Source organism: Fulvimarina pelagi HTCC2506 (assembly GCF_000153705.1).
GTDB lineage: Bacteria > Pseudomonadota > Alphaproteobacteria > Rhizobiales > Rhizobiaceae > Fulvimarina > Fulvimarina pelagi.
Window position 1 is genome coordinate 1073145 of sequence record NZ_DS022272.1, and the last position, 21285, is coordinate 1094429.

Here is a 21285-nt window from a genome sequence, read left to right on the forward strand (position 1 = left end):
TTCAGTTTCTATTTTGTTCCCCTAAGTATTCACGGGCGGACTCCGCCCGTGAATTTGTTTTGACCTCAGCTGCACCCACTTGTGCTGCCGCACGTGTCGCACTTCAAGCACGTCCCGTTCCGCACCATCGAGTAGTTGCCGCATTCGGTGCAGGAGTCGCCCGTATAGCCCTTCATCATCGCGACGGCGCGGCGTTCGCCGGCCGACGCGTTGGCGCCGGGGGCGACGGTGCTGGCGGTGGCGGCCGTTTCTCCGCTCGTGTCGCGGGCCTCAGGTGCGCGCTCGGGGGCGAGGTTGCCGCGGTCGCGGTCCGAGGCCGGGTAGGCGACCGGCTGGTCGAACAGGCCCTGTGCCGGCGAGGCGTCGGCGACCGGAGCAGGTTCCGCAAGCGGCGCCTGCTCGTAGTCGCGCTTGAAGGCGGTCGCCTGGTTGCCCTGCGAGGCGATCGACCGCGGCGCGGACGAGGCGACGGCGACGGGGCCGGCGGACTTCGCCGCTGCGACCGCGCCGGGCCTGGTGCCGATCTGGGCGACGGTACCGCCGGTCTCGGAGCCCGCTGCCTTCGCCGTCGGTGCGACGGCTGCCTTGCCGGGAGCGCCATCCTTCGCGCCGCCATCCTTCAGCGATCCTTGTGCCTCGTTGGAGGAGACGAGACGGAACTTTGACGTCTGGCCACGCACCATGCCGGACGAGATCGGCAGCGGGGTCGGCTTGTCGCCCTCGACGCCGCGCCCGACGGTGGAGGCTGAGAACTCCTCCGGTTGGACGTGGGCGAGATCGTGCCGGCCGAGATAGGAGACTGCGAGCTCGCGGAAGACGTAGTCGAGGATGGAGGTGGCGTTCTTGATCGCCTCGTTGCCCTGCACCATGCCAGCCGGCTCGAACCGGGTGAAGGTGAAGGCCTCGACATATTCCTCCAACGGCACGCCGAACTGCAGGCCGAGCGAGATGGCGATGGCGAAGTTGTTCATCATCGCGCGGAAGGCGGCGCCCTCCTTGTGCATGTCGATGAAGATCTCGCCGATACGGCCATCGTCGAATTCGCCGGTTCTGAGATAGACCTTGTGGCCGCCGACGATCGCCTTCTGGGTGTAGCCCTTGCGGCGGTTCGGCAGCTTCTCGCGGTCCCGGACCACCTTTTCGACGGTGCGTTCGACCACCCGCTCAACGATGCGCTCGGCGATCTGGGTCGCCTGCTCGGTTGCCGGGGCGGAGGCAAGAGCCGCCGCGACCTCCTCGACCGTGTCGTCCTCGTCGTCCTCGTCCGCAATGAGGGAGGCGTTGAGGGGCTGCGAGAGCTTCGAGCCGTCGCGATAGAGGGCGTTGGCCTTCAGAGCGAGCTTCCAGGACAGCATGTAGGCGGCGTTGCAATCCTCGACCGTCGCCTCGTTCGGCATGTTGATGGTCTTGGAGATGGCCCCCGAGATGAAGGGCTGGGCGGCCGCCATCATGCGGATATGGCTCTCGACGGAGAGATAGCGCTTGCCGATGCGCCCGCACGGGGTGGCGCAGTCGAAGACCGGCAGATGCTCGGCTTTCAGATGCGGTGCGCCTTCGAGGGTCATCGCGCCGCAGACATGGATGTTGGCGGCCTCGATGTCCTTCTTCGAGAAGCCAAGATGCGGCAGGAGCTCGAAGGTGAAGTCGGCGAGCTGCTCGTCCGAAACGCCGAGTTGGCGCATGAAATCATCGCCGAGCGTATAGCGGTTGAAGACGAACTTGATGTCGAAGGCCGAGGTGAGGGCGTCGTTGATCTTGCCGATCAGCTCGTCCGTGAAGCCTTTGGCCTTGAGGGAGCCGGGGTTGATCGCCGGGGCCTGGTTGAGATTGCCGTGGCCGACTGCATAGGCCTCGATCTCGGCGATTTGCGCCTCGGAATAGCCGAGGGTGCGCAGGGCTTCGGGTACGGCGCGGTTGATGATCTTGAAGTAGCCGCCGCCGGCGAGCTTCTTGAACTTCACGAGAGCGAAGTCGGGCTCGATGCCGGTGGTGTCGCAATCCATGACGAGGCCGATCGTGCCGGTGGGCGCGATGACCGAGACCTGGGCGTTGCGATAGCCGAACTTCTCGCCGAGCTCGACGGCTTCGGTCCAGGCCGCCTTGGCGCGAGTGGAGAGGCGCTTGTCGGCGAGCGAGGCGTGGTCGAGCGGGACCGGATCGACGGCAAGCTTCTCGTAGCCGTTGGCGATGCCGTGAGCCGCGCGGGCGTGGTTGCGGATGACGCGGCTCATGTGCTCGGCGTTGCGTTCGTAATCCGGGAAGGTGCCGAGCTCGCCGGCCATTTCGGCGGACGTCTTGTAGGCGATGCCGGTCATCAGCGCCGAGATGGCGCCGCAGATCGCGCGGCCATGGCGGGAATCGTAGGGGATGCCGCCGGACATGAGCAGGCCGCCGATATTGGCGAAGCCGAGGCCGAGGGTGCGGTAGTCGTAGGAGAGGCGGGCGATCTCGCGGCTCGGGAACTGCGCCATGAGGACGGAGATCTCGAGGACGATGGTCCAGAGGCGCGTCGCGTGCTCGAACGAGGCGGTGTCGAAACGCTTGGCCTCGCTGGTGGCATCGACGAACTGCAGAAGGTTCAGCGAGGCGAGGTTACAGGCCGTGTCGTCGAGGAACATGTATTCCGAGCACGGATTGGAGGCCCGGATCTTTCCCGCCGCCGGGCAGGTGTGCCAGTCGTTCATCGTCGTGTTGAAGTGGAGGCCCGGATCGGCCGAGGCCCAGGCGGCATAGCCGATCTGGTCCCAGAGCTCGCGCGCCTTCACGGTCTTGTGGACCTTGCCGTCGGTGCGGCGGATGAGCTTCCATTCCTCGTCGTTCTCGACGGCGCGCAGGAAGTCGTCCGTGAGCGACACGGAGTTGTTCGAGTTCTGGCCGGAGACGGTGAGATAGGCTTCGGAGTCCCAGTCGGTGTCGTAGACGGGGAATTCGATATCGGTGAAGCCCTGCCGCGCGAACTGGATGACGCGCTTGACGTAATTCTCCGGAACCTGCGCCTTCTTGGCGTCCTTGACGGCGCGCTTGAGAGCCGGGTTCTTGTTCGGATCGAAGCAGTCGCCTTCCGGGCCCTCGCAGTTCACGCAGGCCGACAGGATGAGCTTGAGGTTCTTGGCGACGGTCTTCGAGCCGGTGACGAGGGCTGCGACCTTCTCCTCCTCGCGGACCTTCCAGTTGATGTAGTTCTCGATGTCCGGGTGATCGATGTCGACGACCACCATCTTGGCCGCGCGGCGCGTGGTGCCGCCCGACTTGATGGCGCCGGCCGCGCGGTCGCCGATCTTCAGGAAGGACATGAGGCCGGAGGACTTGCCGCCGCCGGACAGCTTTTCGCCTTCACCGCGCAGGAAGGAGAAGTTCGAGCCCGTGCCGGAGCCGTACTTGAAGAGGCGCGCTTCACGGACCCAGAGATCCATGATGCCGCCCTCGTTGACGAGGTCGTCGCCGACGGACTGGATGAAGCAGGCATGGGGCTGCGGGTGCTCGTAGGCGGAATCCGAGGCGCGGAGCTCGCCGGTCTGAAAGTCGACATAGTGGTGGCCCTGGCCGGGGCCGTCGATGCCATAGGCCCAGTGGAGGCCGGTGTTGAACCATTGCGGAGAGTTCGGGGCGACCTTCTGGGTGGCGAGCATGTAGGCGAGTTCGTCGCGGAAGGCCGAGGCGTCGTCCTCGCTCTCGAAATAGCCGCCCTTCCAGCCCCAGTAGGTCCAGGTGCCGGCGAGGCGATCGAAGACCTGGCGCGCGTCCATCTCGGAGCCGGTGCGCTCATCTTCCGGGAGCAAGGCGAGCGCGTCCTGGTCGGGAACCGAGCGCCAGAGGAAGGAGGGGACGTCGTTCTCCTCGACCTTCTTCAGGCGGGCCGGGACGCCGGCCTTCCGGAAATATTTCTGGGCGAGGATATCCGAGGCGACCTGGCTGAACTGGGCCGGCACGTCGATATCGGCGAGTCGGAAGACGATCGACCCGTCGGGGTTCTTGATCTCGCTCGTCGCCTTGCGGAATTCGATGCTTTCGTATGCGCTCTCGCCAGCCTTGGTGTAGCGGCGTTCGATCTTCATGCCCATGGCAGCCCGTCCCCGTAGAGTCTTCCTCGTGTGATCGCGGTTCGCTACAGGCGGGCTGAAAAGAGCCCCGAAGCCAGCCCGTCGGATAAGTCAGGTCCGACGGCTGCTACAAGATTTGCCTGATCGCGAGATCGCGAGCACCATATATAGTGTATGGAGAAAGCTTAAGCGAGTCTGAAATCAGGCGCCGGCCATCGAGTGAGGCGCTTTTACACCGCTTGTTCAGGCGGTCCGATTTCGGCTCCAGCGACGCGTCGTCAGGCAGAAGCTATGGAAGGCAAGCGATTCGGGCAATTCACGAAAATCGGCTCTCCACGGTAATCGGCATTTGAAGAAAACCCTGTGGACAATCGCGGCGCTTCGCTTCGCTGTTGCAACCGGGCCGCCTTGAAGGTTTTACCGGCAAGATGCGGAATAGCTTGCAGGACCGGGATGGGTCGCAAAGCCGCCATCAAGGCCGGTGCCTAGTCTCCTCACTGTTTTTGAAGTTTCCAAATGGTTGCGGTGCGTCTTTACTGGGACGGCAGGGCCTCTCGCGGGGCCGAGCAGAGACGAGGCTCAGAGGGAAGGAGTGGCAGGCTGATCGACTGGAGCGTCCTCGGGCTGGAACCGGAGGTGGAATTCGATCGCATCACGCGTCTCGCGGCGCGGTTTCTCAGCGTGCCGGTCGCATACATCTCGTTCGTCGAGCCGGCCCGACAGGTGTTCAAGAGCGCGGTCGGACTTCCCGAACCGCTGGCCACCGATCGGCAGACACCCATCAGCCATTCGCTGTGCCGGCATGTGGTCGCCGACGGCAGGCCACTGGTCGTTTCCGATGTCCGCTCCAACGACCGGCTGAAGGACAATCCGTCGGTCGAAGCTCTCGACATCGTCGCCTATATCGGGACGCCCATCCGCCTGCCGACAGGGGGGGTGATCGGTTCGCTCTGCGGTATCGACCATGTGAGACGGGAGTGGACCGAGAGCGAGATCGCGACAGCCGCGGATCTCGCCGAACTCGTCTCGCAACAGATCGAGCTGCATTTCGAGGTCGCGAAGCGGCAGGCGGCGGAAAAGGAGATCACGTTGGTCGCGCGCGAACTTCAGCATCGCACGCGCAATGCCTTTTCCATCGTCCAGGCCGTCATCTCGCTATCGATGCGCGAGGAGGGGCTGATTCCGCTCAAGCTCGAGATCATCGACAAGATCTCGACCGTCGCCTCGACGCAGGAACTGATCGCGCAGCAGTCCGGCGGAAGCGTCGACTTCGCCGACATGCTGGACAAGGAATTGTCGCCGTTCTCGGCGTCCGGACAGTACGAAAAGGCGGGACCGAAAGTCGCCATCGCGCCGAACGAAGCGGTCTTCGTCAGCATGATCGTTCACGAACTGACGACCAATGCGGTCAAGCACGGCGCTTTGCGGGCAGAAGACGGCGACGGGCATCTCGTCGTCGAATGGCGGTGCGAGACCGTGGACGACGGGCGGATGTTCACACTCACCTGGAAAGAGAGCGGGCTTTCGGCGCTCGATGGCGTATCCCCCGACGCAGACGCCGACAATCGGACGGGCTTCGGTTCGGAACTCCTGAAGATCCTCGTCTCGAACCAGCTCCGCGGGACGATGGAGCGGACGCTGACCGAGGATGCACTGACGATCGAGATGCGCTTCCGGCTGATGCCGCCAATGCTGGAGACGCGTTTCGTCTAGCCTCGCGTTTCGCGGCCGATCGGCGCCTGGAAGGTGAGGCCGAGATCCCAGGGAAAGTAGATCCAGGTGTCCTGGCTGACCTCTGTGATGAAGGTGTCGACCAGCGGGCGGCCCATGGGCTTGGCGTAGACGGCGGCGAAATGGGCTTCGGGGAGCATTTCGCGCACAATGCGGGCGGTCTTGCCGGTGTCGGTCAGATCGTCGACGATGAGGACGTCCTTGCCGCCGTCGGCGGTCAGCTCGGCCGAAACCTCCTTCAGCACCTTGAGCTGCCCCTGCTCGGAATACTCGTGATAGGAGGCGACGCAGACGGTCTCGATCAGCCGCACGCCGAGTTCGCGCGCGATGATCGCCGCCGGCACGAGCCCGCCGCGGGTGATGCAGACGATCGCCTTCCAGTCGCCATTGATGCCGGAGAGCCGCCAGGCAAGGGCGCGCGCATCGCGATGGAATTGGTCCCACGAGACGGGGAAGGATTTTTCGGTGGCGGACATGGCGATGGTTCCGGCTGGGATTGTCGGAGAAGCGAATAGGTCACTCCGGTGCTACGGGGCAAGCCGGATTAGTGGAAGTAGCCGCATCCGACCCAGCGCGCCCACTAATCAGTTTGCGCCGAAGTCCTGAAAGCGGACTTTTTCACCTTTCTTGGGTAGCGCAGCGTTTCGACGAAGAGCCGGAAGCCGGCGGATGCATGTCGGCGGCTCGGATAATAAAGGTGATAGCCAGGCAGGTCTGTCGTGAACGAATCGAGGACGCTGATCAGCCGGCGGGTGCGGAGCGGTTCGTCCACCATGTCGCGTGGGACGTAGGCGAGACCGAGGCCATCGAGTGCTGCATCGACGATGGGTGCGAGCGCGCCGAACTGAAGTTGCCCCTCTACCCGCACCCGGCTCTCCCGACCGCTTTCCATCATACGCCAGGGATTGACCGTGCCGCTGGTCGGAAGGCGCAGATTGATCGCGCGATGATGGCGGAGATCAAAGGGCTCGAGCGGCTGCGGATGTCGATCGAAGTAGGCGGGGGAGCCGACGATCGCCATGGGGATATCGGGGCCGACGCGGACGGCGACCATGTCCTTTTCCACCTCGCCGCCGAGGCGGATGCCTGCATCGAAGCGATCGGCGACGACGTCGGCGATGCCGTAGTCGAGGGTTACTTCAACGTTGAGGTTCGGATGATCGGAAAGAATCGTGGCAAGCGCGGGTCTCAGGATGGTCCAGACGGCATGCTCGACTGCCGTGACCCGGATCGTGCCCGACGGGTTGTCGCGCAGGTCTCGAAGAGACGCCACCACTGCGTCCAGATCGTCCAGCACTGGGCCAAGCGCCGCGATAAGCCGTTCGCCAGCTTCGGTAGGCGCGACGCTGCGGGTGGTTCGGGTCAAGAGCCGCAGTTCGAACCTGGCCTCGGCCCGCGAAACGATCTGGCTGAGCGCCGACTGCGACAGGCCAAGCGTTCGGGCCGCCTTCGTGAAGCTGCCGGCTCTAGCCACAGCCACGACCGCTGCGAGGTCGGCTAGGTCGTCCCGTCGCATTCATCACCCAGCTTATAGGCCCATACAGTATTATCCATCTAATCAAACGATCTCTTCACGTCTACCTTTGCTTCATCGCTGCAAAATGGTTGCGGCATCGAGACCGAGATGGAGGATCCGATCATGACGAAGGTCACTTTCAGCAACAGCAACAACGCCACGATCACAATGTCAGCGATCATGGAGATGCCGGAGGGCTTCGACGAAACGAAGAGATATCCGGCCATCGTCGTCTCCCATCCCGGCGGCGGCGTGAAGGAACAGACGGCGGGAACCTACGCGAGGAAGCTCGCTGAGCATGGCTTCGTCACAATCGCCTTTGACCGCTCCTATCAGGGCGAGAGCGGCGGTGCACCGCGCCAGCTTGAGAACCCGCATATTAGCACGGAGGATGTCAGCGCCGTCGTCGACCATCTGACGACGCTGCCCTTCATCGACGCCGATAGCATCGGTGCGATGGGTATCTGCGCGGGCGCCGGCTACACAGCGAACGCCGCCATCAACGATCCCCGCATCAAGGCTGTCGGCACGGTCAGCGCCGTGAACATTGGCCAGATGTTCCGGAACGGCTGGTCGAACGAGATCGCCGACAAGGACGCGCGCGACGTGATCCAAATAGGCGCAGATGCACGCACGGCCGATGCGCAGGGCGGCGAACCGGCCCGCTTCCCGCTGGCGCCGATGAACGAGGCCGACGCTCCCAACGAGGAATTGCGTCAGGCGTGGGAGTACTACCACACGCCTCGTGCCGAACAGCCCACCGCACCCGGTTATATGACGGCGCGCAGCCTTGAGCAGATCATCCCCTACGATGCCTATCACAAGGCCGAGGCCTATCTGACCCAGCCGTTGCTGGTGATTGCGGGTTCGGATGCCGGCAGCAAATGGATGAGCGATGACCTGTTCAAACGCGCCGCCAGCACCGACAAGCGGTTCCACGTGGTCGAGGGCTCGAACCACATGCAGCTCTACGACGGCGAGGGACAGGTCGCCGAGGCAGTGGGTGAACTCGCGCCATTCTTCAAGGACAAGCTCGGCGCGTGAGCGCCCGCAACCTGACCGGTGGTGCGGCCGGGAACGCGCCACCGCCCCTCGTTCAAAGGAATGTTCTCATGGAAAGTATCCGATTTCGCAACGACGATATGGCGTGGGAGATTGCCGCGCTGATCCTCACCCCGCCCGGCTTCGATCCCGGGAAGCGGTACCCGACCATCGTCAGCGTCCATCCGTTCGGCAGCTGCAAGGAGCAGACATCGAGCGCGGTCTACGGCAGGCGGCTCGCCGACCAGGGTTTCGTCGTCATCGCCTACGACGCTAGCTATCAGGGCGAGTCCGGCGGCGAACCGCGCTGGGTCGAGGACCCGACCCAGCGAGTAGAGGACGTCAGCCACGTTATCGATTACGCCGTCACGCTGCCTTACGTCGATGCCGACAGGATTGGGGCGATCGGCATCTGCGGCGGCGGGGGATATATCCTGAATGCGACGCTGACCGAGAAGCGGATCAAGGCAGTGGTCGGCATTACGCCGGTGGACATCGGCCGTTTGTTCCGCGAAGGCTTCAGCGACTACGACCCGATCGGCGCGCTAGAAGCCATGGCCGAGCAGCGCACAAAAGAGGCGCGCGGCGGCGAACTCCAGGTGAACGAACTCCTGCCCGCAAGTCCAGAGGCGGCGACCGAGGCCGGCATGACGGAGCGGGACGTCTCCGAGGCGACGGACTACTACAAGACGCCCCGCGGCCAAGAACCCGGAGGAGCGACCCGCATGCTCTTCAGCCATGCGCAGAACACCCTTGGCTGGACCGCCTTCGGCTTCATCGAGATGCTCATGACGCAGCCGATGATGGTAGTCGTCGGACAGAAAGTAGGCGCCTTCGGGGCCTATAGAGACGGCATGGAGGCCTATGGCCGCGCCACAGCGTCTCGGGACCGTCAGCTCGTATCGCTCGAAGGCTGGTCGCACTATGACCTCTACGATAAGGACGAGCCGGTGGGTTTGGCGATGGACCGAATGGTGCCATTCCTTCAGAAGCATGTCGCCGGATAGCCCGACCGGCGAAAGCGGCGCGATAGCTTCTGCTGGAACAGTCGTTTGAAACTCTCCTGCTCATTAAAAAGCACTCGGTCAGCCTTCAGCAAGAAACCGCTTTCCCTAAAGGCAACCGACGTTTCTCCTCTGAGATCAGCATCCGAAAGCGGACTGGAGGCTTCTCGCCCCGGGCGTTCAGGACACCTCGCCAATCAACGCCTTCACCGCCGCCTCCGCTTCGTCGAGCAGCGTCTCGTCGCGTGACCGGATGACGATCTCGGTGGTGTAGCGGCCTTCGGCGAAGCGGGGATAGGAGCCGATGGAGACGCCGTCGCGTTCCCTGGCGAGTTTGGCGAGCGGACCGCCGATGTCGCCTTCGCCCAAGGGGCAGGGCACCGAGCGGCTCATGACCGGCATGCCGTTTGGCAGTGTTTCGACGAGATTGCCGAGCATTGCCTGGAAGACATGGGGCACGCCGGCGAGGACGTGGACGTTCTCGACCGAGAAGCCGGGCGCGACCGAGACCGGATTGTCGATGAGGCTGGCGCCTTCGGGTGTCCGCGTCATGCGGCGGCGGGCCTGGGTGAAGGGAAGGCCGCGGCCTTCGTAATAGGCTTCGAGGCGGGCGACCGCTTCCGGGTGCTCGCCGACCAGACGCCCGAAAGCAGCGCCGATCGCGTCGGCCGTGATGTCGTCGTGGGTCGGGCCGATGCCGCCGGAGGTGACGACGATGTCGTAGCGTTCGCGAAGGGCGTTCACAGCGGTGACGATCGCGGGCTCTTCGTCGGGCACGATGCGGACCTCCTTAAGATCGATCCCGGCGAGGCTCATCGTATCTGCGAAGTGGCCGATGTTCTTGTCCTTGGTGCGGCCCGACAGGATCTCGTCGCCGATGGCGAGCATGGCGGCGGTGGCAGGCTTCTCTTGGGTCATGGGCCTTCGCATCTTCTCTTCTGATCGGGCAGGGAGATCGACAATTCCCCGCGAAGGTCAACCAGCGACGGGACACCGCAGCGTCAACGCAGACGCAACGTTCCGTCGCGGCTTGCGGCCCTCGCTCGGAGCGAAGACCGCGCCTAGGTGCCGGGGACTTCAATCCCAACCGAAAAGGTGGACCGCATGGCGAAAGTACTGGTGCTTTATTATTCGAGTTATGGGCATATCGAAGAGATGGCAGGTGCCGTCGCCGATGGTGCGCGCGAGGGCGGCGCCGAGGTGGACGTCAAGCGCGTGCCGGAGACCGCTCCGCAGGAGGTGGTCGAAGCGGCCGGCTTCAAGACGGATGCGCCCTATCCGGTGGCGGAGGTCGAGGACCTCGTGAACTACGACGCGATCATCGTCGGTGCGCCGACCCGCTTCGGCAACATGTCCTCGCAGATGCAGGCGTTCTGGGATCGGACGGGTGGCCTCTGGGCCGGTGGCAAGCTGATCGACAAGCTCGGCGGCGGCTTCACCTCGACGGCTTCGCAGCATGGCGGACAGGAGACAACACTCATCTCGATCCAGAAGACGCTGCAGCACCATGGCATGATCATCGCCGGTCTTCCCTATTCCTACGACAAGCTGAGCGAACTCGGCGAGATCATCGGCGGCACGCCCTATGGCGCCTCGACGATCGCGGGCGGCGACGGTTCACGGCAGCCGACCGAGATCGAACTCGGAGGCGCGCGCTTTCAGGGCAAGCGGATCGCGCAGCTTGCGGCGAAGCTTTCAGCCTGATTCTTTGATCCCTTTCGAAGGATATTCTCTCGCGGCGGTCGTCGGGTCGCCGCGGTTACGTTTGTGTGAAGCATCGAGGGGTTGGACAGTTTGATGCTTCAGGGTAGCGGGAGCCGGATCGCGGTTCGTCAGGTTCCGCAATCGAACGCATCGCCGGACCGACGGACCCCTCCTCATGCTGCATCTTTCCCGCCTTCGCGCCGAAGCCCGCAACGCGCCGCCGAGCGGTATCGTCGCGGTCATGCAGCACGCCTTCGGCCGCGAGGGCGTGCTGCCCATGTGGGCCGGGGAGGGCGATCTTTCGACGCCGGACTTCATCGCCCGCGCCGCTTCGGAGAGCCTGGCGAAGGGCGAGACATTCTACACCCATCAGCGCGGCCTGCCCGAGTTGCGGCAGGCGCTCGCCGGCTATGTCGAACGACTCTATGGCCGGCCGCAATCGGCGGATCGGTTCTTCGTGACGGGTTCGGGGATGCAGGCGATCCAGATTTCGATCGCCGCTCTCGCGGGAGCGGGCGACGAGGTGGTCTATTTCGGCCCGGCCTGGCCGAACTTCGCGGCTGCCGCGGGGCTGATCGGGGCGAAGCCAGTAGAGGTCGCGCTGAGGCCGGAAGACGGGGCCTGGCATCTCGATCTCGACAAGGTGCGCGATGCGGTGAGCGCCATGACGCGGGCGATCTTCGTCAACACACCGGCCAACCCGACCGGCTGGACGGCGAGCGAAGACGAACTGAGGGCAATTCTTCATATCGCGCGGGAGACGAACACGGCGATCATCGCCGACGAGATCTACAGCCGATTCTTCTATGCAGGTACGCGGGCGCCGTCATTTCACGACGTGATGGCGGAGGACGACACCATCCTTTTCGTCAACTCCTTCTCCAAGAACTGGGCGATGACGGGCTGGCGGGTCGGCTGGATCGAGGCTCCGGCGGAACTCGACGAGGTTCTGGCCAATCTCATCCAGTATTCGACCTCCGGGGTCGCGGTGTTCATGCAGCGCGCTGCACTCGCAGCACTTCAGGAGGGCGAGAGCTTCGTCGAAGAGCAGATCGCGCGGGCGCATCGGGCGCGCAACATCTTCGCCGATCGGCTTCTGGCGACCAACCGGGTCGCACTGACGCCGCCGGCGGGTGCGTTCTACGCCTTCTTTTCGATCGACGGAGTGGAGGACACGCGCGCGGCCGCCTTCCGGATCGTCGACGAGGCCGGTGTCGGGCTCGCGCCGGGGACGGCGTTCGGGCCGGTGGGGACACAATTCCTGCGCGCCTGCTTCCACCGCAGGCTCGACGAGGTGGAGATGGCAGCAGACCGGATCGCCGGCTGGATCGGCCGAACGCTTTGAGAACGCTCGACTTTCGCCGCATCCGCGTGGTCGCACTGACGCTTGGCGTCGCAGGGGGCGGGGGTGCGTTTGCCGCGTTCCTCGATCTGCCTGTCGCCTGGCTGCTCGGGCCCATGGTGGCGGTCGCGCTGGCGAGCGCCTTCGGTCTCGATACGACGCTGCCGACGTCGCTCCGGCGTCTCGCCTTCTTCGTTCTTGGCGTTCAGGCGGGCTCGGGCGTGACGCCCGATGTGATCGGTCAGCTGGCGATCTGGCCGTTCTCCTTCGCGATCCAGCTGGTGGGCGTCGTGGCGATCACGATGGGAACATATCTCTATCTTCACCGGCTTCTCGGCTGGAACCACGAGACCTCGCTGTTCGCGAGCCTGCCCGGCGCGCTCGCCTTCGTGGTGGTGGCTGCGGAGGACACCGACACCGACATGCAGAGCATGATCATCGTACAGACGGCGCGGCTGCTCCTTCTGATCGGGGCGCTGACGCCGTTCCTCGCCTGGATCGAGGGCGGCGATGGTGCGATCGCCGTCGCACGGGGAGAGACCGGTTCGGCCTTCGAATACGGGTTACTATTGGCGGTTTGTCTCGGGGCCGCGCTTCTCGGTCGAGCCATTGGGCTGCCCGGCGGCATGATGCTGGGTGCACTGTTCGGCAGTGCCGTCCTGCACGGAACGGAGTTGTCTTCGGTCTCGGTGCCCAGCGTCATCGCCGTGCCGTCGCTGGTGCTGCTCGGAACGGTGATTGGCTCACGGCTGTACGGGATCGAGCCGAGGGCACTTTTGAAGCTGCTGCCGGTCTCGGTGGTGTGCTTTGCGATCGGGATCGGGATGTCGGCGCTGGCCGGACTCGTCGCGGTGCTGACGCTGCCTCTGGAGGCTGGAAAGGTGGCGCTCGCCTATGCGCCCGGCGCGCTCGAAGCGCTGACGGTGCTCGCGTTCCAGTTCGACGTGGATCCGGCTTATGTCGCCTCGCACCACGTAATCCGCTTCCTGTTCATCGCATTGACGGTACCGTTCCTGGCACGGCGCTTTACTCGTCGCGAGAAAGAAGTCGACTAGCCGCCAGCCTTCGAAACGACGAGCGACGTGACCTCCACGGTGCGCGCGGTCGTCTCGCCGAGTTCGGAAGCGAACGGAATTCCGATGGCGTTCCAGGTCTCGACGAGGGCATCCTTGAGGTGTTCGATGCGGGTGTCGTCGTGGAGCGGGGTCGGCGTGATCCTGAGGCGCTCGGTGCCGCGCGGGACGGTCGGATAGTTGATCGGCTGGATGTAGATGCCGTGCCTGGCGAGGAGATGGTCCGAGGCGCGCTTGCAAAGGTCCGGGTCGCCGACGAGGACCGGCACGATGTGGGTGTCGGATGGCATCACGGGTAGATCGGCACCGCCGAGAACGTCCTTGGTGCGCGTCGCCTGGCGCTGCTGGCCGTCGCGCTCGACCTGGCTCTCCTTCAGGTGCCGGATCGAGGCGGTGGCCGCCGCGGCGAGGGCCGGGGGCAGTGCGGTGGTGAAGATGAAGCCCGGCGCGTAGGAGCGGACCGCGTCGATCACGTCCTTGGTGCCGGTGATGTAGCCGCCGAGCGTGCCGAAGGCTTTCGCGAGCGTGCCCTCGATGACGTCGATCCGGTGGGCCTCGCCGTCGCGTTCGGAGATGCCGCCGCCGCGTGTCCCATACATGCCGACGGCATGGACCTCGTCGATATAGGTCATGGCGTTGTACTTTTCGGCAAGATCGCAGATCGCGCCGATCGGCGCGATGTCGCCGTCCATCGAATAGACGCTCTCAAAGACGATCAGCTTGGGCTGGTCGATCGGTGCGGCCTTCAGCAGCTCTTCGAGATGGGCGACATCGTTGTGCCGGAAGATCTGCTTCTTCGTGCCTGCCTTGCGCACGCCTTCGATCATCGAGGCATGGTTGAGCTCGTCCGACAGGATGAGGCAGCCGGGCAGGAGCTTCGCGATGGTCGAGATCGAGGCCTCGTTGGAGACGAAGCCCGAGGTGAAGACGAGGGCGGCTTCCTTGCCGTGGAGATCGGCGAGTTCGCGCTCGAGTTCGACCAGCGGATGATTGGTGCCGGAGATGTTACGCGTGCCGCCGGCGCCGGACCCCATGGCCGAGACGGTGTTCTTCATGGCGGTGACGACGGTCTCGTGCTGGCCCATGCCGAGATAGTCGTTCGAGCACCAGACGGTGATCTCGCGCGCCTCGCCCCCATGCTCGCTTCCCGGCCGCCAGATCGCCTGCGGAAAGCGGCCCGCAATCCGCTCCAGATCGGCGAACACCCGGTAGCGCTTCTCGGCATGCAGAGCCTCGATCGCTTCCGAAAAATGACGCCCGTAGTCGATCATACAAAACTCCCTTTTAAGAACATTTCTAAGTCCAGGTTTTCACGAAGTCCATGCCGCGAAACGCGAAACCCTTCGCGGTGACCGGGGCTTTGAAGTCGAGCGATCCGCGCCGTCTGAAGGCAGCGGGGCTAGAACGCGGCATCAACCACGGTCTTCATCCTTGTCTGCGATCTTTTCGCCCGACTGCGGTTCGGGCACGACGTCCTGCATCAAGGTCGCCCGATCTCGCCGCGCTTTTGCCTGTTCCCGGCGTCGCTTCAGGTTGGTTCTGAGTTCCCGCTGGAGACGCTGCTGGCGCTCCGAATTGCCGCTTCCGGCGGACCTGACCATGGTCGCTCCATCTCTCGTTGACGATCGAAAGGACGAGGGCCACGAAGAGTCGTGGAGCTCACAGGGCCGGAGAGCGGCGGAGGAGCGCCGCGATCGTATCGGGCTCAGGGGACCATGTGGTCTGGCTGGCCAGCTTGCTCCAGTCGATTGCGAAGGTTTTTTGGAGATTTTGCAGGGTTTGCCCGCCGCCGAGCGGTTTTGCCGCAACCGCCAGGAGGCTGGTAGGGAGCGGCAGGATGCCAGGTCTGCGGCCTTCCGCACGCCTCAGTCCGGCAATGATCTCTTCCGGTGTCATGGGCGCTTCGTCGGCGACCCCGTAGGTCTCGGAGGCTTCGGCTTCGCGCGCGATGACGGCAACGATCGCCTGGACGAGCGACACGCGGGACACGAAGCTGCGCCGGGCGAGGCCAGTAGGCAGCGGGACGGGGAGGCGGCTTGCGGCAAGGCGCTGCAGGGCGGCGATCATGCCACGCCCGCCCGGTCCATAGACGGGCGCCGGCCGGAGAACGGTGAGCCGGATCCCGGTCGCAGCCGCGACATCTGCAAGCGCTTGCTCGGCGGCGGCTTTCGAGCGCGCATAGGGCGTCGTCGGCCGAAGCGGGCTCGTCTCGACGATCGGCGCATTTCCGGGACCATGGACATTGGCAGTACTCAGGAAGACGAAATGCGGGATCTTCGCCGTGGCAGCAGCCTTGGCAAGGGCCACCGTTCCGTCCCGGTTGGCACGAAGAAGGGCGGTCTCGTCGCGGGAGGTGCGTTCGCTTCGATCGGGATTGAGCGCCGCGAGGTGGATGGCGGCGTCGAACGGGCCATGGCCCGAGAGGGCGTCGGCGGGCAGCGTCGCCAGATCGGTTGGCGCGGCGACTTTGCCCGGTAACGAAGTTCCCGAGCGCACGAGCGCGATGACCTGATGGCCGGCGAGCGCGAGCTCTGGAACGAGGAGGCGACCGACGAAACCGGATGCGCCGCTGACGAGTATTTTCAAGACGGGCACTCCTTCCGCGAACATTCGTCTGTCGGCTCGGGTTTGCGGGGCGGATAACCGAATGCAAACGGTGCAAAGCCGTGCTAGCACGCCCATGATGAAACGTGCGTTCGATATTCTTGCAAGCGGTGCCGGGCTCTTCCTCACCGGATGGCTGATTGGACTGCTTGTCTTCCTCGTCAGGCGGGAGAGCGGGGGCGGCGGCCTGTTCCGCCAGACCCGCATCGGGCGTTACCGTAAGCCTTTCACCTGCTACAAGCTGCGTACGATGAAGCGGGAGACACCTGCCGGAGCATCACACGATACGCCGGCGACCTTCGTCACGCCGCTCGGTGCGAAGCTTCGCCGCTACAAGCTCGACGAACTTCCCCAACTCTGGAACGTTCTGAAAGGTGAGATGAGCCTCGTAGGCCCGCGCCCCTGCCTGCCAATGCAGACAATGCTGATCATGGCGCGCGAGACCCATGGCGCCTTCGATGTGCGCCCTGGTATCACGGGCCGGGCCCAAGTGGCCGGGATCGACATGTCGGAGCCCGAGCGTTTGGCGGCGATAGACGGCGCATATGCGCGCGAGCAGAGTTTCAGCGAGGATATGAAATTGATCCTCGCCACAGTCTTCGGATCGGGCCGCGGCGACCGGGTCGCGCTGGAAGCGATGCCGACGCAGGATACGAACGAAAATCAGAACGCCGAGAAGCGCACGAACGAAACGCCCGGGGAGGCACCCTAGACAATGCTGATTTTCAAGACCGAAGGACGCAGTTCATGATCGATCGAGTCGGCTTTGCCGCCGAACTTGCCGCCTATGCCGATGCGAACGGTCCGATCACGATCGGGCTCGCCGGCGCCGGCCAGATGGGGACCGATATCGTCGTCCAAACGGCCCTGATGGTAGGCTGCCGGGTCGGTGCGATCGCAGCGAACTCGCCGAAGCGTCCAATGGAGGCGATTGCCGTAGCCGGGTTCGACGACGGGCACGGGATCGTCGCCGAGACACCGGACAGGATCGACGCCGCGATCGAGCGGGGCAGGATCGCAGTGACCGGCGACATCGAAAGCCTCTGCGCGGCAGGGCGCGTCGATGTGATCGTCGATGCGACTGGAAGTCCGGAAGTAGGGACGCGGCTCGCGCTCGCCGCGATCCGCAACGGCAAGCATATCGTCATGCTGAACGTAGAGGCGGATATCACCGTCGGGCGCCTCTTAGCGCGGAAGGCCAAGGCGGCAGGCGTCGTCTATACCGGATCGGCCGGCGACGAGCCGGCTTCGACGCTCGAACTGATCTCCTTTGCTCAGACGTTGGGCATGGAGGTGATTGCCGCCGGCAAGGGCAAGAACAATCCGCTGCGCCACGACGCGGTGCCTGAGCAGTATGAAGACGAGGCGCGCGAACGGGACATGAATGCGCGCATGCTGGTGGAATTCATCGACGGCTCGAAGACCATGGTCGAGATGACGGCGATCGCCAACTGCACCGGCCTCGTACCTGACGTACCCGGCATGCACGGACCGGAGGCGACCGCCGATTCGCTGGGTCAGGTGCTGGCGACGAAGGAAGACGGCGGCATCCTCTCCAAGTCCGGCTGCGTCGACTACACCATCGGCAAGGGTGTGGCGCCGGGCGTCTTCTGCATCGTAAAGCCGCGCCATCCGCGTGCGATCGAGCGCATGGCGGACCTGAAGGTCGGGCCGGGCCCGTGTTTCAGTCTCATCCGCCCGTTCCATCTGACGAGCCTCGAAACGCCGCTGTCTGCCATTCGCGCAGTCTTGCGGGGCGAGCCGGACATGATCCCTGTCGACCGCCCGGTCGCCGAATGCGGCGCCGTCGCCAAACGCGATCTCCAGCCCGGCGAGACCCTGGGCAAAATCGGCGAGACGCAGTATCGCGGCTTCGCGATGACCTGGGAGGACGGCCGGGACAAGTGCGCGCTGCCGCTGGGGCTGGCCGAGCATTCGAAGGTGCTGAAGCCGGTGCGGCGCGGCGAGTTGCTGACCCGCGACAATTGCGAAGCAGATGCCGGCCTAACGGTGACGCGGATGCGCGACGAACTCGACAAGGCTGACGGCTTTGCCGGAACGCGGGTGCATGAGCCTGCCTAGCGTTAGGCCGCCCGGCACGCTCCGTATCGTTTCCTGGAACATTCACGGCGCGATCGGACGGCGGCGACGGCCCAATCCGGAACGGACCATCGCCGAGATCGAGCGGATGGCGCCGGATATCCTCATCCTCCAGGAGGTGGACGGGCGGACGATGTTCGGGCGCGCGGCGGGGGCGTTCGAATACGTCACCGGCGCACTGTGGGAGCGCTTGCCACGAGAGACGGAGGAACGGGCGAGCCACATCGTAGAGGCACGGACGGCGGACTGGCCAAGCGACGATATTGGTAATCTTCTCTGGTCGAGATTTCCAGTTTCGAGCTCGCGGATCATCGACCTGCCGGGCCCGGATATCGAGAACCGCAAGGTGATCGAAGCTATCGTCGAGCTCGGCGGGCGGCGGTTGCGGGTGCTCGGCACCCATCTCGCGCTGCTGCCGACGACGCGGCTGAAGCAGGCACGGACGATCGTGGATCACCTGACGGGGATCGACCACTTGCCGACGGTTCTCGGCGGCGATCTCAATGAATGGTTTCCGAATGGCTGGGTACATTCGACACTGTCATGCCGCCTGCCGAAGGTCCATGCGCCGCGCACCTGGCCAGAGCGCGTTCCGATCGCGCCGCTCGACCGGTTCTACGCCTCGCAGGATGTCGAGATTGTCGCTCGCGGGACCGACGCGCGCGCCGGAGTGGCATCGGACCATCGCGCGATCTCCATCGACGTTCGCGTGTGAGGTGCATAGCGAGGCGGGTGCGACAGGGCAGTTTTGTTTTTTAACCCGAGAAGTCCCGTCCCGTGCGTATCGACGATACGTGACAAACCCTCCACCACGGCAGCGGAAGCGGTCTTCATCGGCAAGGAGCTATCAAATGACCCCTGACCAACTGCGCGCACTCTACGGCGACATCTCACCGCGTGCTGCAACCAAGGTCATCAAGGCTTTCGACAGGCACTGCCGAAGCTTCGTTGAGCGGGCGACCTTTCTGGTGCTTGCCACATCGGACGGGACGAACCTCGACGTCTCGCCCAAGGGCGATCCGGCAGGATTCGTCGAGATCGAATCGGACAAGACGATGCTGATTCCCGATCGTCCGGGAAACAACCGTATTGACGGTCTCATGAATATTCTCGCCCATCCGAAGGTCGCCGTGGTGCTGATGATCCCGACCGTCGCGGAGACGATGCGCGTGAACGGGACGGCGGAAATCCTCGACGATCCGGACATCTGTGGACGGTTCGCCGTGCGCGGGCGATACCCGAAGACCGTGCTGCGGATCGCGGCGGACGAGGTGTTCATCCATTGCGGCAAGGCGCCGGTGAGGGCCGGTCTATGGGACCCCGAGACCTGGCCGTCGGCCCGGCCGGTTGCGACGCTGAACGAGATGATTCGCGACCACGCGCGCCTCGACGTCGACAGCATCGAGCAGGCGGATGTCGAGGATCGATATCGCGAAACGCTTTATTGAGGCGCGTGTCGACTCTACGGCTGCGAAACGTCTGGCGACGCCGCATCGTCCATGGGCCGGGGTCGACTGGGAAGAATTCGTAGAACAGCTCAGCAGAGAGCGTCGAGGTCGCGACACTTCTGTCCGGCAGCGGACCGCGCGGACGAACATTAGATGATGACTGAACTGAGAGGAAAACTGGTTGCGGGGAGAGGATTTGAACCTCTGACCTTCAGGTTATGAGCCTGACGAGCTACCGGACTGCTCCACCCCGCGCCAATTCCGAAAGGCGGCGCATTCGCCGCGTTCGGTGAGCCCTATCTATGCGAGGGTTCGACGAATGTGAACCCCTCATGACAGGAAATTTCCGGGCCGATGGCTTTTCGGCGCAAGGGCCCGGAGAACGGTCTTCTCAGGCGACGATTTCGCCGCGATAGCCGGTGAACCGCGTCTCGTGGATGAACTTGCTCATCACGGCCGAGAGACGCGACTCTTGAGTCTCCGATTCGATCCCGACATCGGCAAGCTGCTCCTTGTCGAGATCGCTTGTCTGGCGAGGACGGCTGCCAGATTTTGCCTGTTTTTTAGCGGTGGCTGCGGAGCCACCGAAGATGACTGTCTTATGATTGAACCACATCGCCCAAATCCTTAGCTGTGTGCCTGCTGGACGCGCATGTAGGCGTCGCAATTCGTTGAAGCCAACGAAAAGATTGCATAGGTCCTATGCATGAAATTCAATCATCAGGAGCTCTGGCGTTAACCGGAAGTTAATATGGTTCATCCCAGCTTCGTCATCGAGACCGAGGTCGCACAGACCCTCGTCGCGATCTACGAGACCCACAGCTTCACACGGGCCGCCGACCGGATAGGGCGAACGCCCTCGGCGGTCAGCGTGCAGGTGAAAAAGCTCGAGACCGTACTCGAACGCGAACTCTTTACACGCCACGGACGTTCGGTGACGCCGACGCCCGATGGCGACGTGCTCTGCGGCTATGCGCGGCGTATGCTCGCGCTCAACGCCGAGGCAATCGCGCATTTCGCCACCAGTTCGATGGAGGGCCGGATCGTGTTCGGCGCGCCGGACGATATCGGCCATATCGCGATCCCGCAGATCCTTCAGCGCTTTGCCGCCACCCATCCGCAGGTCGAGATCGACGTGCGCCTGCGCACCAGCGACGAACTGCGCCGGCTGCTCGATGATGGGCGGCTCGATCTCGCGGTGGTCTCGTGCGAGCACTATGGCGCGCGCGACTACAAGGTGATCCATACCGAGGAACTGGTCTGGGCCGGGCTGAAGCACGGTTATGCCGTCGAGCGCGAACCGCTGCCGTTGGCACTTGCCCGCACCGGCTGCGCCTGGCGCGAGCGTGCCCTGAAGGCTCTCGAAAAGGCCGGACGGAGCTTCCGGATCGCCTATTCCAGCGAACATACCCAGCCGCAGATCGCGGCCGTCCTCGCCGACCTCGCCATCGCTGTCCTGCCGGAAAGCCACGTGGCGCCGCCGCTGCGCCGGCTGGGTGTGGACGAAGGGCTGCCGCCGCTCGCGCGCTATGAGGTGGCGCTCCTGAAGCGAGAAGATCCGAGCGAGGCGGTCGAGGCGCTGGCCGAGGTCGTTGCCAATAGTTTTGCGGATGGGACCTGGTCGGATACGAGCCCGCTGACCGCGGCCTGACATCGACCTTCGACTTTCGAAGCCGACCGGG

General features: G+C 64.3%; 19 protein-coding genes and 1 tRNA gene. 11 read left to right on the forward strand and 9 right to left on the reverse strand.

Features of this window, described 5'->3' with window-relative positions:
- Window positions 1-65: 65 nt before the first annotated feature.
- Complete coding sequence (locus FP2506_RS04965; RefSeq protein ID WP_040489421.1) at window positions 66-4055, reverse strand: vitamin B12-dependent ribonucleotide reductase; 3990 nt, start codon at window positions 4053-4055, stop codon at window positions 66-68.
- 501 nt (window positions 4056-4556) lie between these two features.
- On the opposite strand from FP2506_RS04965, the gene FP2506_RS04970 reads away from it, so the two are divergent.
- Window positions 4557-5753 carry a sensor histidine kinase gene (locus tag FP2506_RS04970; protein WP_007066315.1) on the forward strand — a complete coding sequence of 399 codons (1197 nt, stop codon included), beginning with the start codon at window positions 4557-4559 and terminating at the stop codon, window positions 5751-5753.
- On the opposite strand, the gene gpt is transcribed toward FP2506_RS04970, so the two are convergent.
- Entirely contained in the window at window positions 5750-6247 is a 498-nt protein-coding gene (gene gpt / locus FP2506_RS04975; RefSeq protein ID WP_007066316.1) for a xanthine phosphoribosyltransferase, read from the reverse strand. The two genes, FP2506_RS04970 and gpt, sit on opposite strands and share 4 nt — an antisense overlap.
- 104 nt (window positions 6248-6351) lie before the next feature.
- Complete coding sequence (locus FP2506_RS04980; RefSeq protein ID WP_007066317.1) at window positions 6352-7287, reverse strand: LysR family transcriptional regulator; 936 nt, start codon at window positions 7285-7287, stop codon at window positions 6352-6354.
- Window positions 7288-7410: 123 nt separating this feature from the next.
- On the opposite strand from FP2506_RS04980, the gene FP2506_RS04985 reads away from it, so the two are divergent.
- Both FP2506_RS04985 and FP2506_RS04990 read left to right on the forward strand, forming a co-directional pair.
- Window positions 7411-8331: an alpha/beta hydrolase gene (locus FP2506_RS04985; RefSeq protein WP_040489424.1), complete on the forward strand. Its 921-nt coding sequence runs from the start codon at window positions 7411-7413 to the stop codon at window positions 8329-8331.
- Window positions 8332-8399: 68 nt separating this feature from the next.
- Complete coding sequence (locus FP2506_RS04990; protein WP_007066319.1) at window positions 8400-9335, forward strand: alpha/beta hydrolase; 936 nt, start codon at window positions 8400-8402, stop codon at window positions 9333-9335.
- 177 nt (window positions 9336-9512) lie between these two features.
- On the opposite strand, the gene FP2506_RS04995 is transcribed toward FP2506_RS04990, so the two are convergent.
- Complete coding sequence (locus FP2506_RS04995) at window positions 9513-10250, reverse strand: competence/damage-inducible protein A (protein WP_007066320.1); 738 nt, start codon at window positions 10248-10250, stop codon at window positions 9513-9515.
- Window positions 10251-10436: 186 nt separating this feature from the next.
- On the opposite strand from FP2506_RS04995, the gene wrbA reads away from it, so the two are divergent.
- The 3 genes from wrbA (at window position 10437) to FP2506_RS05010 (ending at window position 13433) form a co-directional block, all read left to right on the forward strand.
- The gene (gene wrbA, locus FP2506_RS05000; protein WP_007066321.1) at window positions 10437-11036 is read left to right on the forward strand and encodes an NAD(P)H:quinone oxidoreductase; all 600 of its coding nucleotides are present in this window, start codon (window positions 10437-10439) and stop codon (window positions 11034-11036) included.
- Between the two features lie 175 nt (window positions 11037-11211).
- Window positions 11212-12381 carry a pyridoxal phosphate-dependent aminotransferase gene (locus FP2506_RS05005; protein WP_007066322.1) on the forward strand — a complete coding sequence of 390 codons (1170 nt, stop codon included), beginning with the start codon at window positions 11212-11214 and terminating at the stop codon, window positions 12379-12381.
- Complete coding sequence (locus FP2506_RS05010) at window positions 12378-13433, forward strand: AbrB family transcriptional regulator (RefSeq protein ID WP_007066323.1); 1056 nt, start codon at window positions 12378-12380, stop codon at window positions 13431-13433. Before FP2506_RS05005 ends, FP2506_RS05010 begins: the two co-directional genes overlap by 4 nt.
- On the opposite strand, the gene hemA is transcribed toward FP2506_RS05010, so the two are convergent.
- From hemA to FP2506_RS05020, 3 genes are all read right to left on the reverse strand, one after another.
- Window positions 13430-14719: a 5-aminolevulinate synthase gene (gene hemA, locus FP2506_RS05015; protein WP_040489425.1), complete on the reverse strand. Its 1290-nt coding sequence runs from the start codon at window positions 14717-14719 to the stop codon at window positions 13430-13432. The two genes, FP2506_RS05010 and hemA, sit on opposite strands and share 4 nt — an antisense overlap.
- 144 nt (window positions 14720-14863) lie before the next feature.
- On the reverse strand, window positions 14864-15052 hold the full coding sequence (locus FP2506_RS17895; protein ID WP_007066326.1) for a hypothetical protein: 189 nt from the start codon (window positions 15050-15052) through the stop codon (window positions 14864-14866).
- A gap of 58 nt (window positions 15053-15110) precedes the next feature.
- The gene (locus FP2506_RS05020) at window positions 15111-16037 is read right to left on the reverse strand and encodes an NAD-dependent epimerase/dehydratase family protein (protein WP_187289021.1); all 927 of its coding nucleotides are present in this window, start codon (window positions 16035-16037) and stop codon (window positions 15111-15113) included.
- A 94-nt stretch (window positions 16038-16131) separates the two neighbouring features.
- Here FP2506_RS05020 and FP2506_RS05025 point away from each other — a divergent pair, with 94 nt between their 5' ends.
- The 4 genes from FP2506_RS05025 (at window position 16132) to FP2506_RS05040 (ending at window position 19603) form a co-directional block, all read left to right on the forward strand.
- On the forward strand, window positions 16132-16767 hold the full coding sequence (locus FP2506_RS05025; RefSeq protein ID WP_007066328.1) for a sugar transferase: 636 nt from the start codon (window positions 16132-16134) through the stop codon (window positions 16765-16767).
- Window positions 16768-16802: 35 nt separating this feature from the next.
- Window positions 16803-18137, forward strand: coding sequence for an NAD(P)H-dependent oxidoreductase (locus FP2506_RS05030; RefSeq protein ID WP_007066329.1), 1335 nt, complete (start codon window positions 16803-16805; stop codon window positions 18135-18137).
- A complete protein-coding gene (locus FP2506_RS05035) occupies window positions 18124-18870 on the forward strand; it encodes an endonuclease/exonuclease/phosphatase family protein (RefSeq protein WP_007066330.1) in 747 nt (248 codons plus the stop codon). Before FP2506_RS05030 ends, FP2506_RS05035 begins: the two co-directional genes overlap by 14 nt.
- A 136-nt stretch (window positions 18871-19006) precedes the next feature.
- Window positions 19007-19603, forward strand: coding sequence for a pyridoxamine 5'-phosphate oxidase family protein (locus FP2506_RS05040; protein ID WP_007066331.1), 597 nt, complete (start codon window positions 19007-19009; stop codon window positions 19601-19603).
- Window positions 19604-19781: 178 nt separating this feature from the next.
- Here FP2506_RS05040 and FP2506_RS05045 read toward each other — a convergent pair.
- Both FP2506_RS05045 and FP2506_RS05050 read right to left on the reverse strand, forming a co-directional pair.
- A tRNA-Met gene (locus FP2506_RS05045) sits at window positions 19782-19858 on the reverse strand.
- Between the two features lie 136 nt (window positions 19859-19994).
- Window positions 19995-20219 carry a hypothetical protein gene (locus FP2506_RS05050; protein ID WP_007066332.1) on the reverse strand — a complete coding sequence of 75 codons (225 nt, stop codon included), beginning with the start codon at window positions 20217-20219 and terminating at the stop codon, window positions 19995-19997.
- A gap of 135 nt (window positions 20220-20354) precedes the next feature.
- Between FP2506_RS05050 and FP2506_RS05055 the strand changes: the two genes are divergently transcribed.
- Window positions 20355-21254, forward strand: a complete 900-nt coding sequence (locus tag FP2506_RS05055) for a LysR substrate-binding domain-containing protein (RefSeq protein WP_007066333.1) — start codon at window positions 20355-20357, stop codon at window positions 21252-21254.
- Window positions 21255-21285: the final 31 nt, after the last annotated feature.

Excerpts from the sequence above, each read along its gene's own strand:
- FP2506_RS04980 (WP_007066317.1), bottom strand. The coding sequence starts at position 7,287 with ATGCGACGGGACGACCTAGCCGACCTCGCAGCGGTCGTGGCTGTGGCT.
- wrbA (WP_007066321.1), top strand. The coding sequence starts at position 10,437 with ATGGCGAAAGTACTGGTGCTTTATTATTCGAGTTATGGGCATATCGAA.
- FP2506_RS04970 (WP_007066315.1), top strand. The coding sequence starts at position 4,557 with ATGGTTGCGGTGCGTCTTTACTGGGACGGCAGGGCCTCTCGCGGGGCC.
- FP2506_RS05035 (WP_007066330.1), top strand. The coding sequence starts at position 18,124 with ATGAGCCTGCCTAGCGTTAGGCCGCCCGGCACGCTCCGTATCGTTTCC.
- FP2506_RS04985 (WP_040489424.1), top strand. The coding sequence starts at position 7,411 with ATGACGAAGGTCACTTTCAGCAACAGCAACAACGCCACGATCACAATG.
- FP2506_RS17895 (WP_007066326.1), bottom strand. The coding sequence starts at position 15,052 with ATGGTCAGGTCCGCCGGAAGCGGCAATTCGGAGCGCCAGCAGCGTCTC.
- FP2506_RS05040 (WP_007066331.1), top strand. The coding sequence starts at position 19,007 with ATGACCCCTGACCAACTGCGCGCACTCTACGGCGACATCTCACCGCGT.
- FP2506_RS05025 (WP_007066328.1), top strand. The coding sequence starts at position 16,132 with ATGATGAAACGTGCGTTCGATATTCTTGCAAGCGGTGCCGGGCTCTTC.
- FP2506_RS05055 (WP_007066333.1), top strand. The coding sequence starts at position 20,355 with ATGGTTCATCCCAGCTTCGTCATCGAGACCGAGGTCGCACAGACCCTC.
- FP2506_RS05030 (WP_007066329.1), top strand. The coding sequence starts at position 16,803 with ATGATCGATCGAGTCGGCTTTGCCGCCGAACTTGCCGCCTATGCCGAT.
- FP2506_RS04990 (WP_007066319.1), top strand. The coding sequence starts at position 8,400 with ATGGAAAGTATCCGATTTCGCAACGACGATATGGCGTGGGAGATTGCC.
- FP2506_RS04995 (WP_007066320.1), bottom strand. The coding sequence starts at position 10,250 with ATGACCCAAGAGAAGCCTGCCACCGCCGCCATGCTCGCCATCGGCGAC.
- FP2506_RS05050 (WP_007066332.1), bottom strand. The coding sequence starts at position 20,219 with ATGTGGTTCAATCATAAGACAGTCATCTTCGGTGGCTCCGCAGCCACC.
- FP2506_RS04965 (WP_040489421.1), bottom strand. The coding sequence starts at position 4,055 with ATGAAGATCGAACGCCGCTACACCAAGGCTGGCGAGAGCGCATACGAA.
- FP2506_RS05005 (WP_007066322.1), top strand. The coding sequence starts at position 11,212 with ATGCTGCATCTTTCCCGCCTTCGCGCCGAAGCCCGCAACGCGCCGCCG.
- gpt (WP_007066316.1), bottom strand. The coding sequence starts at position 6,247 with ATGTCCGCCACCGAAAAATCCTTCCCCGTCTCGTGGGACCAATTCCAT.